We start from the raw sequence: 17,145 nt of genomic DNA, 5'->3' as shown, positions 1-17,145 counted from the left end.
GCTCGGTTCTAGTCCACGATCCAGCTGGCCGGCACGCAGCCGTTCTCGGCGAACCAGCGCGTCGCCTGCTGCGCGAGGCTCGGCGACGCGTGGGCGCGCGACGCGACATAGGCCCGGATGTCGTGGGATGCGGCCGTGTCGAGCACATCGGAGAAGGACGCCATGCCGCCTCCGGTTCGCGTGCCTTGGAGCACGATGTCGTCCCAGGATTCCCAGACCGCTCCGCTCGCGTGGCGGAGATCCGGGTAGAGCCCGGAGGAACGGGCTCCGACGCCGTGGCAGCGCAGGCAGTGTTTCGCGTAGCGCGCGCGCCCCCGGTCGAGCTGCTTCGACGAGACCTCGAGCTTCGGCGCCTCGATGGTCGGCGTGGGCCGAGGCAGGGCGCGCGGGACCGGGGCCTTCCCGCCGAGCGCCCAGACGAGCACGCGGCCCCGGTTCTGGTTCCGGAGGGTCGTGTTGTGTCCGCCCTGGGAGCCCCCGAGGCCGCTGAGCACCGCGATGTACTGGGTGCCGTCGAGGGCGTAGGTCACCGGTGGTGCCATGATCCCCGTCCCGACATCGGCCTCGAAGCGCTTCTCGCCGGTCACGGCGTCGAAGGCGCGGAAGAACCCGCCGCCGTCTCCCTGGAAGACGAGCCCGCCACCCGTCGCCAAGGTGCCGCCGGGGACCCCTGCCTGGGAAGGAAGGCGCCAGGCCGCCCGCTGCCGGCGCGGATCCCAAGCCACCAGCTCGGTGGGTTCGCAGAAAGCCAGGTTCATGTGTTCGTGGCCCTCGACCTCGGCCATGATCGTCGCGAGGTCTTCGGCGGTGTTGAAACTGCCACTTCCTGTTTGGAATTCGAACGCGGGATCGGGTTCGAAGATGTACGCGAGGTTCTGCACCGGGAGATAGACGAGCCCGGTCTCGGGGTGGAAGCTCATCGGGTGCCAGCTGTGGCCGCCCTGTACGGCGGGCGTCACGACGGCCCGGCCTTCGCTCCACAGCGCAGCCGCGCGTTCCTTCGGTCGGCCCGTCTCGAGATCGACGTGGGTCGCCCAGCTCACGGGTACGTAGTTCTCGGCGGACAGGAGTTCGCCGGTCGCTCGATCCAGCACGTAGAAGAAGCCGTTCTTTGGGGCCTGAAGCAGCACCTGGCGTGTTCGCCCGCCGAGTTCGAGATCGGCCAGGATCATGTGCTGGGTGGCGGTGTAGTCCCAGGAGTCGCCGGGCGTCGTCTGGTAGTGCCAGACGAGCTCACCGGTATCGGGGCGCAGGGCGAGGATCGACGCGACGAAGAGGTTGTCGCCGCCGCCCGGGCTGCGCCGTTCGCGCTCGTAGACCGAGGCGTTGCCGACGCCGACGTAGAGCAGGTCGAGAGCGCGGTCGTACGCCATCGAGTCCCAGGCCGTGCCGCCGAGGCCCGTCTCCCAGAGCGAGTCGGGGGACCAGGTCTTCGCGGCGTCGGCCAGTTCCGGGTGCTCGTGCGGTCCCGCGTGACTCGCCGGGACCGTGTAGAAGCGCCACACGCGCTTCCCGGTCTCGGCGTCGTAGGCGCTCACGTAACCGCGCACGCCGAACTCGGCTCCCCCGTTTCCGATCACCACCTTCCCCTTCACGACGCGAGGGGCGCCGGTGATCGTGTAGGGCAGGGTGCGATCGACGGTCCAGGTCTCCCAGACTTTCTCGCCGCTCTTCGCGTCCAGCGCGATCAGCCGCCCGTCGAGGGCGCCGACGAACACGCGGCCCTGGGAGACCGCGACGCCGCGATTCACGACGTCGCAGCAGGCGTCGCGGCCCTTCGCCCGGTCGACCGCCGGATCGAAGCGCCAGAGGAGCGATCCATCGCGGGCGTCCAGGGCGAAGACGACGCTCCAGGTGCTCGTCACGTAGAGCACGCCGTCCACCATGATCGGCGTCGCTTCGATCCCGCGCTTCGAACCGAGTTCGAAGGTCCACGCGAGCCCGAGCCGTTCGACGGTCTCGCGGTTGATCGCATCGAGGGGGCTGAAGCGCTGCTCCGAAGCGTCACGGCCGTGGAGGGGCCAGTCGTGGGCTGCGGGACGGGCCGTCGGGGCAGGGATGCGGTCAGACTCGGCCAGGGGCGACTCGGCATCCGCCACGCTGGCGCCCCAGAGGCCGATCGCGGCGAGAGCCAACGGTGCACGCCAGCTCCGCGTTCCCCGGGTTCCGCGTCGACGAAGGTCTCCCACCGGGACGCACGGTAGCGTGGCGGCGATGGCGTCGCGGCTTGGGAAGCCCGAAGACGAGCCCGGAGCCAACCTCGCGGGCTCCTCCCGGGCCGTGCCCCAACCCTCCGGGGCAGCTATCGTTTTCGCCTCGTGCCCCGGTCCCGCTTCGCGGGTGCCGCCGGGCAGCGCGGGGCGCCCCGCGGCCTCCTCGGACTCGCCGCCGTCCCGGCCCTTCCTCACCCCCCGGACCCGATCCCCCGACAGCTGGAGCCCCAGACCCATGAGCGGAACCCGACCCCGCGCCGATCTCGACCAGTGGCGAGGCCTCGCTCAGAAGGACCTCCGCGACCGCGATCCGGACACGCTGATCCGCGAGACCCCCGACGGCCTGAAGATCCGGCCCCTGTACACCGAGGCCGATCTCGACGACCTCGCGCACACCGACACCCTGCCCGGCGTCTTTCCGTTCCTGCGCGGCCCCCGCGCGACGATGTACGCGAACCGGCCGTGGACCCTCCGCCAGTACGCGGGGTTCTCCACCGCCGAAGAGTCGAACGCCTTCTACAAGGCGAACCTCGAGGCGGGCCAGCAAGGCCTCTCGGTCGCCTTCGACCTCGCCACCCACCGCGGCTACGACTCGGACCACCCGCGCGTGACCGGCGATGTCGGCAAGGCTGGCGTCGCGATCGACTCGGTCGAGGACATGAAGGTCCTCTTCGACAGCATCCCGCTCGACCAGGTCACCGTGTCGATGACGATGAACGGGGCGGTGCTTCCCGTGATGGCGTGCTTCATCGTGGCGGGCGAAGAGCAGAACGTTCCCCACGAGAAGCTCGCCGGGACCATCCAGAACGACATCCTCAAAGAGTTCATGGTCCGCAACACGTACATCTATCCGCCCGAGCCCTCGATGCGGATCGTGGCCGACATCATCGAGTACACGGCGAAGGAGATGCCGAAGTTCAACTCGATCTCGATCAGCGGCTACCACATGCAGGAAGCCGGGGCGACGACCGTTCAGGAGCTCGCCTTCACGATCGCCGACGGGCTCGACTACGTGCGCGCGGCTCTCTCGAAGGGCCTCGACGTCGATGCCTTCGCGGGGCGGCTGTCCTTCTTCTGGTGCATCGGGATGGACTTCTATCTCGAGATCGCCAAGATGCGCGCCGCCCGCCGGATCTGGGCCGAACGCATGCAGAAGGAGTTCGCGCCGAAGAAGGACCGCTCGATGATGCTGCGCACCCACTGCCAGACGTCGGGCGCGAGCCTCACCGAGCAGGACCCGATGAACAACGTGATCCGCACGACCATCGAGGCGATGGCGGCGGTGTTCGGCGGCACCCAGAGCCTGCACACCAACGGCTACGACGAGGCAGTCAGCCTGCCCACGGACCAGGCCGCGCGCGTCGCGCGCAACACCCAGTTGATCCTGCAGGAGGAGAGTGGGATCCCGGCCGTGGTCGATCCCTGGGGCGGCTCCTACTTCATGGAGTCCCTCACCGAGAGCGTCTACCACGCCGCGAACGTGCTGATCGACGAGGTCGAGGAGCTCGGCGGCATGACCCAGGCGATCGTCGCCGGCATGCCGAAGCTGCGGATCGAAGAGGCGGCGACCCGCCGCCAGGCGCGCATCGACAGCGGCGAGGACGTGATCGTCGGCGTGAACAAGTACCCGCCGCCGGAAGAGGTGGACCTCGACGTCCGCGACATCGACAACTCGGCGGTGCGGGACAGCCAGGTGGAGCGCCTGGGGCAGATCCGCGCCAGCCGCGACGCTGTTGCGGCCGAGGCCTGCCTCGACGAGCTGCGCCGGCTGGCGAAGAGCGGCGAGGGCAATCTCCTGGAAGCCGCGGTGACCGCGGCGCGCGCGCGCTGCACGGTGGGCGAGATCTCCCAGGCCCTCGAAGACGTCTACACGCGGCACCGTGCCGAAGTGAAAGCCGTTTCTGGGGTGTACAGCGCAAGCTATCAGGGTGATTCGGATTTCGAGCAGGTACAGAGCGATGTGAAGGACTTCGCCGAGAGCGAGGGCCGACGCCCGCGGATGCTCGTCGTGAAGCTCGGACAGGACGGCCACGACCGCGGCATGAAGGTGATCGCGACGGCCTTCGCCGACCTCGGTTTCGACGTCGACGTCGGGCCGCTCTTCCAGACGCCGGCCGAGGCCGCGCGCCAGGCCATCGACAACGACGTCCACGTGGTGGGCGTGTCGAGCCAGGCCGCGGGCCACAAGACGCTCGTGCCCGAGTTGGTGGAAGAGTTGAAGGCCCAGGGAGCGAGCGGGGTCGCCACGATCGTCGGCGGCATCATCCCGCCGCGCGACTACGACTTCCTGCGCGAGAGCGGCGTGGCCGCGGTGTTCGGTCCGGGCACGCCGGTGCCGAAGGCCGCGCGCGAGGTGCTGCAGGTGCTCCGAGACCGCGGATGAGCGATCCGCAGGAGGTGGCCGGGGCGATCCGCGCGGGCGACCGCCGGGCGCTGGCCCAGACGATCACGCTGCTCGAGAGCACGCGGGATGATCGCGCTGCCGAGGGGCAGGGCGTGCTCGACGCGCTGGTCGCGCACACCGGGGGGTCGGTGCGGCTCGGGATCACCGGTCCGCCCGGTGTCGGCAAGAGCACCTTCATCGAGGCCCTCGGCCTCGCCCTGATCGACAAGGGGCTGCGCGTCGCCGTGCTGGCCGTCGATCCCAGCAGTCCGGTGACGGGCGGCAGCATCCTGGGCGACAAGACGCGCATGGAGCGCCTGGCCCAGCGTGGCGAGGCGTTCATCCGGCCGTCGCCGTCGGGCGGCTCGCTGGGTGGCGTTGCCCAGCGCACCCGCGAATCGATGTTGGTGTGCGAAGCCGCCGGCTACGACGTCGTGATCGTGGAGACGGTCGGGATCGGCCAGTCCGAGGTCACCGTGGCAGGCATGGTCGACTTCTTCCTGGTGCTCTTGCAGCCGGGTTCGGGCGACGAGCTCCAGGGCATCAAGAAGGGGGTTCTCGAGCTCGCAGACGGCCTCGTCGTGAACAAGGCCGACGGTGCCGCCGAGGAGCTGGCCGAGCGTGCCCGGCTCGAGCACGAGCGCGCGCTGGGGCTGTTGCGCTCGCTCTCGCCGAACTGGCGCCCCCCGGTGGTGAAGGTCAGCAGCCTGACCGGCGCCGGCGTGGGGGACGTGTGGCAGATGGTCCTGGACCAGCGCGCGGCGCTCACCGAGAGCGGCGAGGCCGACGAGCGTCGCCGGGAGCAGAACCGGGCCTGGATGTGGAGCCTGGTCCAGGAGGGCCTCCAGCGTGCCTTCCGCAGCCACCCCGGGGTGGCACACCGGATCGCGGCCCTGGAAGCCGATGTGGAGCGTCAGCAGACGACCCCGGCCCGCGCCGCGCGCACTCTGCTGGAAGTGTTCCGCTCCGACGCGAACGCGGACGGCTGAATCTCGGCGAAAGCGAGGGGTCCGTGGCCCGCGCCCTTCATTCGGGGGAGCGAGTGGCCGATGACCCCCTGCAGCACCTGTCGTCTCCTGAGGGGTTCGAGCAGCGCATGGTCCAGATCAACATGTCCGAGCGCGAGATCGTCGTGAAGGTGGTCTATTACGGCCCCGCGCTTTCCGGCAAGACGACGAATCTGCAGATGCTCCACCAGCTGGTCGACAGCGGGTCGCGGGGCAAGATGGTCACCCTCGACACCACGGGCGACCGGACCCTCTATTTCGACTTCCTGCCGGTCGAGTTCGGTACCAGCAACGGCTTCTCGGTGAAGCTGAAGCTCTTCACCGTGCCCGGCCAGGTGATGCACAAGTCCACCCGCAAGGTGGTCCTCTCGGGGGCGGACGCCGTCGTCTTCATCGCCGATTCCCAGCGCTCGAGCGCTTCCGCCAACGCCTACTCCTGGCGCGACATGGAAGCCAACCTCAAGAGCAACGGGATCGACTTCGACGCGATCCCGAAGGTGATCCAGTTCAACAAGCGCGACCTCCAGGACGTGAAGCCCCTCGACGAGATCAAGGAAGCCTGGGGCGACATGCCCACCTTCCCGGCGGTGGCTACGAAGGGCGAGGGCGTGCGCGAGACCTTCCGTGAGCTGCTCCGCCAGCTCTACCGCTCGATCGACGAGCGCCATGACTTCGCCGCGAAGTTTGGTGTGGGCGAAGAAGACTTCCTGAAGGGCGTCTTCAGCAACTTCTCGTAGTCGCGATCGCGCCGGAAGCGGCGCTGCGTGGACGAAGAGCTTGCTCCTCGAACAGGGCGCCGTTCGAAGGACTTGCCCTTCGACGGGTCCTCCGGCGAATGGCTCGCCGGCCTGGGCGGGCTGCGAGGCTCGCCACCTGGGTCGATCCGAAGCGATCGGTCGGCGTTCGGCGGCCCGTGGCCGGCTGCGCTCGAGTTCGCCGGAGGATCCCGTCGGCGGGCGCGTGACTCGGAGCGCGTCAGCGAGAGTTCCTGAAGACGCCTTTTCTCCCGGGGCGGTGGAATGGAAAAAGCCCGCGGGGACGGCGGTTTGACACCCCTCAGGGCCACTGATAGGGTGGCTGGGTTCCGCCCATGAGCCCCAGCGCGCCCGCCGGAACCCACCGGTCCGGACGGGAGGTGGCCCCCTATGACGCAAGATTCCAGCCCTGCCTCGACCCAGACCCCGGAGGAGATCCGGGTTGCCATCGCGTCGGTCGACGCAGCGATTGCGGATTTGAAGCAGGGAAAGTTCGTCATCCTCGTCGATGACGCCGATCGCGAGAACGAGGGCGACCTCACCATCGCGGCCGAAAAGGTCACTCCCGAGGCCATCAACTTCATGGCCAAGTACGGGCGCGGGCTGATCTGCCTCTCGATGACCGAGCAGCAGCTCGACCAGCTGCAGATCGGGATGATGGTGCCCGACTGGGAGAACACCTCGGGGTACGGCACCGCTTTCACCGTCTCGATCGAGGCGCGCGAGGGCGTGACCACGGGCATCTCGGCCGCCGACCGGGCGCAGACCGTGCTCACGGCCATCGCCCCCGACGCCCGGCCCACCGACATCGCGCGGCCGGGTCACATCTTCCCGCTGCGGGCCCGCACCGGCGGTGTGCTGCGCCGCGCCGGCCAGACCGAGGGGTCCGTCGATCTCGCGCGCATGGCGGGACTGAACCCGTCGGGCGTGATCTGCGAGATCATGAACGACGACGGCACCATGGCGCGCATGCCCGACTTGATCGAGTTCGGGAAGCGGCACGACATCAAGATCGTGACCATCGCCGACATGATCCAGTACCGCCTCCGTAAGGAGAAGCTGGTGCGTCGCGCGGCCGTGTCGGTGATGCCCACCCGCGCGGGCGGCGACTTCGAGTGCATCGTCTACGAGAACGAGATCGACGGCATCGATCACATGGCGCTGGTGAAGGGCGACATCGACGGGGATGCGCCCGTACTCGTCCGGGTCCACAGCGAGTGCCTGACCGGCGACGCCTTCGGCTCGATGCGCTGCGATTGCGGTGAGCAGCTCCATGCCTCCCTCGCGATGATCGAACGCGAGGGGAAGGGCATCCTGCTCTACATGCGCCAGGAGGGCCGCGGCATCGGCCTCAAGAACAAGATTCGCGCCTACCACCTGCAGGACGAGGAAGGCCTCGACACCGTGCAGGCGAACGAGCGCCTCGGTTTTCCCGCCGACATGCGCGACTACGGCGTCGGCGCCCAGATCCTGGTGGATCTCGGCGTGCGCGAGATGCGCATGATCACGAACAACCCGGGCAAGCGCGCCGGGATCGAAGGCTACGGCCTTTCCATCGTCGACCGGGTGCCCCTCGAGATCGAGCCCAACGAGAAGAATCTCGAGTACCTCCGCACCAAGAAAGAGAAGATGGGTCACGTCCTACGGCTCAGTCGCTGAGCCCCACCGGAGACCCGCCGCGGCCTGCAGCGCTCGTGCGCGCCGCGGAATCCAGAGAGAGATGTCCATGTTCGAATCGGTTGATCAGGTCCTCGAGAAGCTGGAGGCCCAGGACTACATCGGGGACAAGCAGATCGGGACGGTCGTCTTCCTCGCCGACAAGCTGGAGAAGCCCGTCCTCGTCGAAGGTCCGGCGGGCGTCGGCAAGACGGAGCTCGCGAAGGTGGTGGCGGAAGCCACGGGCCGGACGCTGATCCGCTTGCAGTGCTACGAAGGTCTGGATGAGGCGAAGGCGCTGTACGAGTGGGAGTACTCGAAGCAGCTGCTCTACACCCAGATCCTCAAGGAGAAGTTCACCGAGGCGATGTCCGGAGCTTCTTCTCTCCGCGATGCGGCCGAGCGGGTCGGGAAGGAAGACAGCGTCTTCTTCTCGGACAACTTCATCGTACCTCGCCCCCTGATGCAGGCGATCACGTCCGACGAACCCGTGCTGCTCCTGATCGACGAGGTCGACAAGGCCGACCCCGAGTTCGAGGCGTTCCTGCTCGAGGTGCTCTCGGACTTCCAGGTCACGGTGCCGGAGCTCGGGACGGTCGAGGCGAAGCGCAAGCCGCTCGTGTTCCTCACCTCGAACAACGCGCGCGAGATGAGCGACGCGCTGAAGCGACGCTGCCTGCACCTGTTCATCGACTTCCCGAGCGAGGAGCTCGAGAAGCGCATCCTCGAGACCAAGGTGCCGGACGCGGCGGGCGGCCTCGTGGAAGACCTCGTGGGCATGATGCACCGCCTCCGCGAGCTCGACCTGAAGAAGACGCCGTCGATCAGCGAGACCCTCGATTGGGCCCGGGCGCTGTTGGCGCTCAACGCCCAGAATCTCGACGAGGAGCTGGTGAACCAGACCTTCAACGTGATCCTCAAGTACGAGGGCGACGTTCGGAAGGCCCAGGCCGAGCTCGACAAGCTCCTGCAGAAGAAGGCGGGCGAGGCGCGGGCGGCACAGCCCGCCGCAGCGCCGGCTCCCGAGCCGGCGGCCACGAAGAAAGGCGCCCTCCACTGATCTCCCTGGCGCCTCGGGGCCATCGCGGCCCGTAGCGCGGGGCGTCGACACCACGAGCGGCCGGTGACGCCGGCCGCCCTGTGAGCGAAGTCGTGCAAGACCGCATCCTCGAGTTCACGAACATCCTCCGGAAGAGCGGGATCCGCGTCTCGACCGCAGAAGCGCTCGATGCGTTCTCGGCGCTGGACGAGCTCTCGATCGACGACCGCGAGATCTTCAAGGACGCGCTGCGCTCCACCATGGTGAAGCGGGGCGAAGAGGTCCCGACCTACGACCAGCTCTTCGACCTGTTCTGGTCCGGCTTCTACGACAGCCTCCGCGAGTCCTTCGGACAGGCCGGGGGTGGCCTGGCCGAAGCCGGCATGGACCTCGACCAGCTGCTGGCCCAGATCGCCCAGATGCTCGAGAACATGGACGGCGACCTCGGCGACATGTCCGAGCTCGCCCGGGCGCTGCTCACCCAGGACCTCACCCAACTCGAGAACCTGATCCGGCAAGCCGCCGAGCAGGCGGGGATCGACCGCATCGAGAACTTCCTGCAGGTCGGCTTCTTCAGCCGCCGCACCCTCGAGCAGCTCGACATGGAGGGGGCGAGCGACCAGCTCCAGGACCTGGCGAACGCCATGGAGCAGGCGGGGATGTCTCCCGAGCAGCTCGAAGCCCTGCGGAATCTGATCGACGCCCTCGGCGAGGCCCTGCGACGCAGCGTGCGCTCGTTCACCGAGCGCGAGCTCCAGAAGCAGAACCACGACTACATGGAGAAATTCCGGCGGGAGACCCTGCTGGAGAAGAGCTTCTACCACCTCACCGAGGAAGAGATCCGCAAGATGCGCGAGGTGGTCGAGCGCCTCGCCCAGCGGATCAAGAACGTGCTCTCGATCCGTCGCCGTCGCCTAAAGAAGGGGAAGCTGGATCTGCGCCAGACCCTGCGGCGCAACATGTCCCACGGCGGGACGCCCTTCGAGCTGGTGTTCAAGCAGCGCAAGAAGGACCGGCCGAAGCTCGTGATCCTGACCGACGTGTCGTCCTCGGTGGCGAACGTCTCGCGGTTCATGCTGCAGTTCGTCTACTCACTCCAGGAGTCGTTCACGAAGATCCGCGCCTTCGTGTTCGTGGCCGAGCTGGGCGAGGTGACGCCGCTCTTCCAGGAGAAGGACATCAACGACGCCATCGAGGAAGCCCTCGAGGGTGGCGACGTGATCAACGTCTACACGCGCTCGAACTTCGGATACGCGTTCCACCACTTCTGGCAGAACTTCCTGTCGTCCATCGACAACAAGACGACCGTGTTGATCCTGGGCGACGCTCGGAACAACTACAACGACTCGCGCGCCTGGTGCCTCCGCGAGATCCACAACAAGGCGAAGAACGTCGTCTGGCTGAATCCGGAGAACCCCAGCGCCTGGGGGTTCGGCGACAGCGTGATGGACAAGTACCTGCCGTACACCGATGTCGCCGAGGAGTGTCGCAACCTGCGGCAGCTCTCGAAGGTCGTGGACGGCCTGCTGCTCTAGGGCACTCCACCTTTTTCCCTTTCCGGATTCGCACGCTGGGCTCTGCAGCTAGACCCGCCGGTTGCGTACGCGAGAACCCGAGCGGCGCACGAACGGCGTTGACGCGACGCGGTTCTGCGTTAAGTTTCGCCGCTCTCTACCCAGAGAGAACCGCTTCGCCACTCTGCGAAGCTCTGCGTCACGGGAGAAAACGCCATGTCTGCACGATCGCAGGACTCGATGCGCTCCCGCTTCGCTCGCGTTTAGCGCGACCAGCCCGATCCGGCTGTCGTCCCGCCCGAGGCGGGAGCTCCTGATACGTCACCAAACGTGACGACGTGCGCGGTTCATGCGCGCGTCGCCTGGAGTTTGCATGTCGAAAGCGATGCGCCGTGGACGCAGGTCCCGGCGAAGGGGAGACGTGCGCGTCGAAGACGCCGCGAGCCCCGAGGACGCTCTCGCCGCTGCCGCTGAAGACGATCCCAAGTGCCTGCCGCTCTGCGCCCAGGCGCGTCGCGCGCTGGAGCACGCGATCGGGGTCGAGTGTCGCGACGAGCGCTTGAACCAACTGCACGTGATGGATGTCTGGCCCGATCCGACGACCCGAAGGCTTCGCGTCTGGGTCGTCGCACCCGAGCCGCTGGCTCCCGAAGAACGCGAGAACGTGATCGCGCGGCTTCGGGCGGCGCGGGGCTTCCTGCGGGTCCAGCTCGCTCTGGCCATCCATCGCAAGCGAACGCCCGAGTTGGTGTTCGAGCTGCTGGCGGCGGAGCCGCCGGAACGGGAAGCGCGATGAGAAAGGACATGGCACGCGTTCTGGTCGGACGCCCGCGGGCTGGAAGTCACCCTCGCCTCAAGCGAGGGAAGAGGTATCAGCGCGCGCGGCTCCGGCCGGAACAGGCGCCGCGCCACGAGCCGATGAGCCCGGGGCGGGGCACGAAATGCTTGAACGAGAATCTGGCCCCCTTGGTCCGGTACCTCCGCTCGCAGGTCGGGCGGCCCTGGGACGACGTGTACTCGGAGATCAGTCAGTGTTTGCGACCGACGAGCGCGGTGCAGCAGCACGTTCGCGACCACCTCTGGGACTTCGTGGCCCGGCACGTGGAGGAGGCGGACGACGGTCGCGTGCTGTCGTACTGGCGGGGCGAGCTCGAGGAGATCGATGGCCGGCGCTGGGGGTCGCAGTTCTACGTGTGTCCCCGGAGCGGACTGCTGCGGGCCGCGCCGGTGCGGGCCAGGGAGCGCCGCGGGGCGCCGCCGCGGAACGACGGGCTGGTCTGGGTCGCGCGGGACCGGGTGCTCAAGGAGATCGATGGGGTCTGGTACGCCTTCGACCTCCAGGCCTTCCCCGCAGGAGAAGTGGAGCAGCGAAGCGCTCGGGATCTGTTGCTGGGCGAGCCGGTCATCCGGTTGGTGCGACGCACCGAGTTGCGACACCGGGCCGCGGCGATGTACCGGCGGAACCGGGTGTACGCGGCCACCAAGCGTCAGCTCGGCAAGCGCGAGCTCCGGGCGCTCCGCCAACCTGGCGGGAAGCGAGGGAAATGATGGGCGATCGAAGAGCAGGCGATACCGAAGTCCGATACGAGGAGTTCCGCGCCCAGCAGGGGGTTCCGATTCGCGCCTGGACGCGCGGCGTCCACTTCGAGGACGCCGCTCAGCGCCAGCTCCTGAAGGTCGCGCGGCTGCCGTTCGTGCACTCGCACGTGGCGGTCATGCCCGACGTGCATCCGGGCGTCGGGGCGACCGTGGGGTCGGTCCTGCCCACGGTCGGGGCCATCGTGCCCGCGGCCGTGGGCGTGGACATCGGCTGCGGCATGGTGGCCCAGCGTCTCAGTCTCGAGTCCCACCGGCTCCCCGACGACCTCCGAGCGCTGCGCAGCGAGATCGAAGCCGCGGTGCCCCACGGCAGCGGCCGGCGAGCGGTGGGGGAGTGGGAGGACGCGCCGCGCCACGTGGGGCGGGCGTGGCGCGGGCTCAGCGACGGCTACGCCCAGATCGTGCGCGACTACCCGCGCGTGGCCCACCGGAGACCCGTCGAGCAGCTCGGCACGCTCGGCGGGGGCAACCACTTCGTCGAGGTGTGTCTAGACGAGGAGGAGCGGGTCTGGGTGATGCTCCACAGCGGGAGCCGGGGCGCGGGCAATCGGGTCGGCACCCACTTCACCCACCTGGCCCGGCGCGAGATGGAGCGCCACCAGATCCGCCTGCCCGACAAGAACCTCGCGTATCTGCGCGAGGGATCGGAGCTCTTCGACGCCTACCTGGCCGCCTTGGGCTGGGCCCAGGAGTACGCCCGCATCAATCGCGAGCTGATGCTCGAGGCGGTGCTGACGGTCCTCCGACAGGCCCTTCCGCCGTTCCGGACGGACGCGCGTGCGATCGACTGTCATCACAACTACGTCGCCCGCGAGCATCACTTCGGCGCGAACGTCTACGTGACACGCAAGGGAGCCGTCCGGGCGGGGAAGGGCGACCTCGGCATCATCCCCGGCAGCATGGGGGCGCGCTCCTACATCGTGCGCGGAAAGGGCGAGCCGCAGAGCTTCGAGAGCTGCAGTCACGGGGCCGGGCGCGTGCTCTCTCGCGGCGACGCGCGACGACGTTTCAGTCTCGCGGATCACCGCCGCGCGACGGAGGGCGTCGAGTGCCGGACCGATCGCGGCGTCCTCGACGAAACGCCGCGGGCGTACAAGCCGATCGAGGCCGTCATGGAGGCCCAGCGCGACCTCGTCGAGGTCGTGCACGCGCTTCGTCAGGTGATTTGCGTCAAGGGGTAGCGAGCGCAGAACCTCCGCAGAAACAGGATCTTCGGGGCGTCCCTTGATCTCTTGCTGGAGAGGTGAGCACAAAGAAAACGCCCCGCTGGAGGGGTTCCAGCGGGGCGTTTCGAGAGGGGGAGGGCGGTGGATGGATGATGGGGGGTGAGAGGTTGGACATTTCGGGTAGAAATGCCAGATCCACCGCCTCTCCACAAAACGGGGGGTACCCGTCTATGGGAGGCATTGTGATGGGAAGCACAGCAGTTGTCAAACGCTATTTCTCCATTGGAACGGGCGCCGGTCAGCGCTCCGAACTCGGAAAATCAGTGTTCGAAAAAGGTCAGCAAAATTGGATCACTGCGGTCTGAAGTGCACACGATACATGAGCTGCGGGCCCGCCCTGCCGCAGACGCCCCGCCGAGCGTCGGGTAGGGTGCCCGCCTCGTCCGCCGAGTTTCTCCGGTCCACCGCATCATGACCCAGTCCATGAACCCGCCGCGCCGCTTCCATCTTCGCACCTACGGGTGCCAGATGAACGTCCACGACTCGGAGAAAGTGGCGAACCTGCTCACACACGCGGGCTATCGCGCCAGCGACGACGCCGATGAGGCGGATGTCCTGATCGTGAACACGTGTTCGATTCGCGAGAAGGCGGAGCACCGTCTCTACACCGACCTCGGTCGGCTCCGGGCGTGGAAGGAAGAGCGGGCCGGCCGCATCCTGGGAATCGCCGGGTGCGTCGCGCAACAAGAGGGCGACTCCCTGCTGCGTCGCTTCCGCCAGATCGACTTCGTCTACGGAACCCACAACCTGCGCTGGGTTCCCGAGCTGGTCGCTGCGGCCGAGACCGGGGGCCGTCGCGCGGCCACCGAGGAAGACCGGTCGCCGGATCGCTTCGCGCTCCCCGAGCGACACCCCGACCTCGCGCCGACGACACCCGGTCGCTCCTTCGTCACCGTGATGGAAGGCTGCGACATGTTCTGCACGTTTTGTGTGGTGCCGAACACCCGCGGCCGAGAGATCAGTCGGCCGGCGGAGGCGATCGCGTCGGAGGTGCGCGTCCTCGTCGATCAGGGAGTGCGCGAGGTGACCCTGCTCGGTCAGACCGTCAACGCCTACGGGCGCCACGACGTGCGTCGCGGCAAGGCCCCCCAGGCGGGCACCGAGAGCTTCACGCACTTGCTCGAGCGCTTGTCGTCGATCCCCGGGCTGGAGCGGATCCGCTACACGAGCCCCCACCCGCGCTTCTTCGACGACGATCTGATCCGTGCGCACGCGACGCTGCCGAATCTCTGCCCCCACGTGCACCTCCCGCTTCAGAGCGGATCGGACGCGGTGCTCGAACGCATGCGGCGGCGCTACACCGCCGACGAGTACCGCGCGATCGTGCGCGACCTGCGCGCGACCCGCTCGGACCTCGTGCTTACGACCGATCTCATCGTCGGCTTCCCCGGCGAGACCGACGCCGACTTCGAGGCCACGCTGGCGGTCGTCGAAGAGTCCGCGTTCGTCGACGCCTTCTCGTTCAAGTACTCGCCGCGCCCCGAGACCGCGGCCGCCACCCTGTCGGACCCGGTGCCCCCCGAGGTTGCTCAGGAGCGACTCGAGCGCCTCCAGTCCCTGCAGCGCGGCCTCACGTTGGCAGCCCATCGGGCGCGCGTCGGCACCGAGACCGAGGTGCTGGTGGAAGGCACCAGTCGGCGCGGAGGCCAGTGGACCGGGCACGATCCCTACCACCGAGTGGTAAATCTCGCAGTGCCAGCGGATCTCGAGCTCGCACCGGGCGACCGGCTGCCGGTGGCCGTGGTGGAGGCGACGCCCCATTCGCTGATCGGGGAGCCCTGCGGCCCGCCGCGGCGCTTCGAGGGCAGGATGGGCCTTGTGCCGAACCCGCAATGCGCCGATGAGCCCAGGCAGAGCGCGCGCGTCTAGGGGTTTCCCGATCTCGCCGCGCTCTCAGGGGGGAGCATGGGCAAGGGTCGGGTTCTCGCAGTCGACGACCAGCGCTACTTCCGCGAGCTCCTCGAGGGGCTGCTGACGGAAGAGGGGTACGACGTCCAGACGGCGTCGAGCGCCCAGGAGGCCCTCGACTGTCTCGCGGCGGACCGCTTCGACGTCGTGGTCACCGACCTCGTCATGCCCGGCGTTTCCGGCCGCGACCTCGTCGCTCAGATCAAGGCGCAGGATCCCGAGCAGCCCATCGTCGTCGTCACCGGTGTGATCGACGTGAAGAGCGCCGTCGACGCGATGAAGGGCGGCGCCACGGACTACCTGCTCAAGCCCTTCGATCGCGACACGCTCGCCGCCTGTCTCGAAGCGATTCTCCAGAAGTCCCAGCTCCAGCAGGAGCGCGATCGACTGCTGGCCGAGAACATCGAGTACATGGGCGAACGCTCGCTCTACGAGCGTGCGCTCGCCCTGTTCTCCTGTCTCTCGCTCGACACCCTGGCCCAACGCACCCTCGCCGCCCTCTGCGACGAGACCGGAGCGCAGGGCGGCGTGCTGTGGGCCGCCGAAGAAGGCTCGGGCGACTTCCGCATGGTCGCGGCCCAGGGCCTGGTCCGGGTCGACGAGGAGCGCCCCGTGCTCGCCGATCGAGAGCTGCCGAGCGCGCTCAGCGATCCGAGCGTCCAGTCGGTGCGGGTCGATTGGCACGACCCGCGTGGTCTGCCGCGGCCGGCCCTGGTGGTGGCGATGCGCCGCGCCGGCGCGCTGCGGGCGGTGATTCGTCTGACCGACAAGCTCGGTGGCGAGTCCTTCGACGAGATCGACGGCGCCTGCGCCGAGCGGCTGATCCAGCTCTGCAGCGTCGCCTTCGCCAACGCCGAGCGCTTCGCGCGGCTCGAGCGGCGGACGCTCCAGGACCCGGAGACCCGCGCGTATCACCTCGAGTACCTCCAGGACGTCGTCCGGAACGAGATCGAGAAGGCGAACCGCTTCGGGCGCAGCTTTGGCCTGATGAAGGTGGCGGTCGAGCCCGTGGACGGGCTGCGCGAGCGACTCGACGCCAACGCCTTCCGTCACTGGCACGGCACATTGATCCGCTATCTGGGCCGGTTGCTCCGCGCCACCGACATCCTCGCCACCGAGAGCGACGGGCAGTTCCTCGTGATGCTCGCCGAGAGCGACGCGATCGGCGCCGCCACCTTCAAGCAGCGGACCCGCGTCGCGCTGGAGCAGGGCGAGCCCCTCGCCGGGGTTCAGGCCGACGTGCGGCCCGAGGTGTACCTGGGCTGCGTCAGCTACCCGGGCGATGCGAGCCAGCTGGAATCCCTGCAGCGGGTCCTCGATGCCCGGGTCGATGAGGAGCGTCAGGGACGCAGCCGCGAATCCGACCTCGCGATCCAGCCCCTCGCCGAGGCGCTGGAGACACTCCTTGCCTCGGGCAAGACCGAGGCCCTGGGAAGCGCCGAGTCGCTGCTGTCGTTCGCCATCTCCGAGACCGGCCGGCGCCCCCGCGAGCGCAACCTGTTCTTCTGTCACGCCGGCGACACCTTCACCGAAGCGCTGGGCGAAGGCCTGCAGCTCCGCCGTGACTGCCAGAGCGGCACCGAGCTCGTGGTGCTCGGCAACGGACCGAAGACCGGCGTCTCCGACGAAGGCATCGTCTGGGTGCCGAGCGACCGTCTGCCGGATTGCCCGGCGTTCGCCGTGCTCTTTGGCGACAGCGGCTCCTACGTCTGGGTGGCCGCGCCGGAGGCCGAGGGAGACGGCGTCCGTCTCTTCCACTCGAGTGATCGCGCCCTTGCCGAGGAACTCGCCTTCCGAATGCAGCGCGAGCTGGATACGCCCCAGCTCGTCTAGGCCACGGAGCCA

Annotated in this window: 12 protein-coding genes; 11 read left to right on the top strand and 1 reads right to left on the bottom strand. The window is 68.4% G+C overall.

Translation table 11 applies throughout. The features are described 5' to 3' along the window. Positions 1–8: 8 nt before the first annotated feature. Positions 9–2,135, bottom strand: coding sequence for a PQQ-dependent dehydrogenase, methanol/ethanol family (locus AAF430_12500; protein MEM7411048.1), 2,127 nt, complete (start codon positions 2,133–2,135; stop codon positions 9–11). Between the two features lie 313 nt (positions 2,136–2,448). Here AAF430_12500 and scpA point away from each other — a divergent pair, with 313 nt between their 5' ends. From scpA to AAF430_12445, 11 genes are all read left to right on the top strand, one after another. Beyond that, positions 2,449–4,596, top strand: a complete 2,148-nt coding sequence (gene scpA / locus AAF430_12495; protein ID MEM7411047.1) for a methylmalonyl-CoA mutase — start codon at positions 2,449–2,451, stop codon at positions 4,594–4,596. After that, on the top strand, positions 4,593–5,585 hold the full coding sequence (meaB, locus tag AAF430_12490; GenBank protein ID MEM7411046.1) for a methylmalonyl Co-A mutase-associated GTPase MeaB: 993 nt from the start codon (positions 4,593–4,595) through the stop codon (positions 5,583–5,585). Before scpA ends, meaB begins: the two co-directional genes overlap by 4 nt. A 53-nt stretch (positions 5,586–5,638) precedes the next feature. Continuing rightward, on the top strand, positions 5,639–6,340 hold the full coding sequence (locus AAF430_12485) for a hypothetical protein (protein MEM7411045.1): 702 nt from the start codon (positions 5,639–5,641) through the stop codon (positions 6,338–6,340). Between the two features lie 408 nt (positions 6,341–6,748). Then, positions 6,749–8,017, top strand: a complete 1,269-nt coding sequence (locus tag AAF430_12480; protein MEM7411044.1) for a bifunctional 3,4-dihydroxy-2-butanone-4-phosphate synthase/GTP cyclohydrolase II — start codon at positions 6,749–6,751, stop codon at positions 8,015–8,017. 67 nt (positions 8,018–8,084) lie between these two features. Continuing rightward, on the top strand, positions 8,085–9,074 hold the full coding sequence (locus tag AAF430_12475; protein ID MEM7411043.1) for a MoxR family ATPase: 990 nt from the start codon (positions 8,085–8,087) through the stop codon (positions 9,072–9,074). A 92-nt stretch (positions 9,075–9,166) separates the two neighbouring features. After that, positions 9,167–10,588, top strand: a complete 1,422-nt coding sequence (locus AAF430_12470; protein ID MEM7411042.1) for a VWA domain-containing protein — start codon at positions 9,167–9,169, stop codon at positions 10,586–10,588. A gap of 400 nt (positions 10,589–10,988) precedes the next feature. After that, the gene (locus tag AAF430_12465) at positions 10,989–11,363 is read left to right on the top strand and encodes a ribosome-binding factor A (GenBank protein MEM7411041.1); all 375 of its coding nucleotides are present in this window, start codon (positions 10,989–10,991) and stop codon (positions 11,361–11,363) included. A gap of 170 nt (positions 11,364–11,533) precedes the next feature. Then, positions 11,534–12,115, top strand: a complete 582-nt coding sequence (locus AAF430_12460) for a hypothetical protein (protein MEM7411040.1) — start codon at positions 11,534–11,536, stop codon at positions 12,113–12,115. Beyond that, positions 12,115–13,347 (top strand): RtcB family protein, encoded by a 1,233-nt coding sequence (locus AAF430_12455; GenBank protein ID MEM7411039.1) that lies wholly within the window; start codon positions 12,115–12,117, stop codon positions 13,345–13,347. The genes AAF430_12460 and AAF430_12455 overlap by 1 nt, the downstream gene beginning before the upstream one ends. 456 nt (positions 13,348–13,803) lie before the next feature. Beyond that, complete coding sequence (gene miaB, locus AAF430_12450; protein MEM7411038.1) at positions 13,804–15,261, top strand: tRNA (N6-isopentenyl adenosine(37)-C2)-methylthiotransferase MiaB; 1,458 nt, start codon at positions 13,804–13,806, stop codon at positions 15,259–15,261. A gap of 36 nt (positions 15,262–15,297) precedes the next feature. Continuing rightward, positions 15,298–17,133: a response regulator gene (locus tag AAF430_12445; protein ID MEM7411037.1), complete on the top strand. Its 1,836-nt coding sequence runs from the start codon at positions 15,298–15,300 to the stop codon at positions 17,131–17,133. Positions 17,134–17,145: the final 12 nt, after the last annotated feature.

Source organism: Myxococcota bacterium, from assembly GCA_039030075.1.
Taxonomy (GTDB): Bacteria; Myxococcota_A; UBA9160; order UBA9160; family SMWR01; genus JAHEJV01.
This window is presented reverse-complemented; position numbering and strand designations above follow the sequence as displayed.

Excerpts from the sequence above, each read along its gene's own strand:
- scpA (MEM7411047.1), top strand. The coding sequence starts at position 2,449 with ATGAGCGGAACCCGACCCCGCGCCGATCTCGACCAGTGGCGAGGCCTC.
- meaB (MEM7411046.1), top strand. The coding sequence starts at position 4,593 with ATGAGCGATCCGCAGGAGGTGGCCGGGGCGATCCGCGCGGGCGACCGC.
- AAF430_12480 (MEM7411044.1), top strand. The coding sequence starts at position 6,749 with ATGACGCAAGATTCCAGCCCTGCCTCGACCCAGACCCCGGAGGAGATC.
- AAF430_12475 (MEM7411043.1), top strand. The coding sequence starts at position 8,085 with ATGTTCGAATCGGTTGATCAGGTCCTCGAGAAGCTGGAGGCCCAGGAC.
- AAF430_12455 (MEM7411039.1), top strand. The coding sequence starts at position 12,115 with ATGGGCGATCGAAGAGCAGGCGATACCGAAGTCCGATACGAGGAGTTC.
- miaB (MEM7411038.1), top strand. The coding sequence starts at position 13,804 with ATGACCCAGTCCATGAACCCGCCGCGCCGCTTCCATCTTCGCACCTAC.
- AAF430_12445 (MEM7411037.1), top strand. The coding sequence starts at position 15,298 with ATGGGCAAGGGTCGGGTTCTCGCAGTCGACGACCAGCGCTACTTCCGC.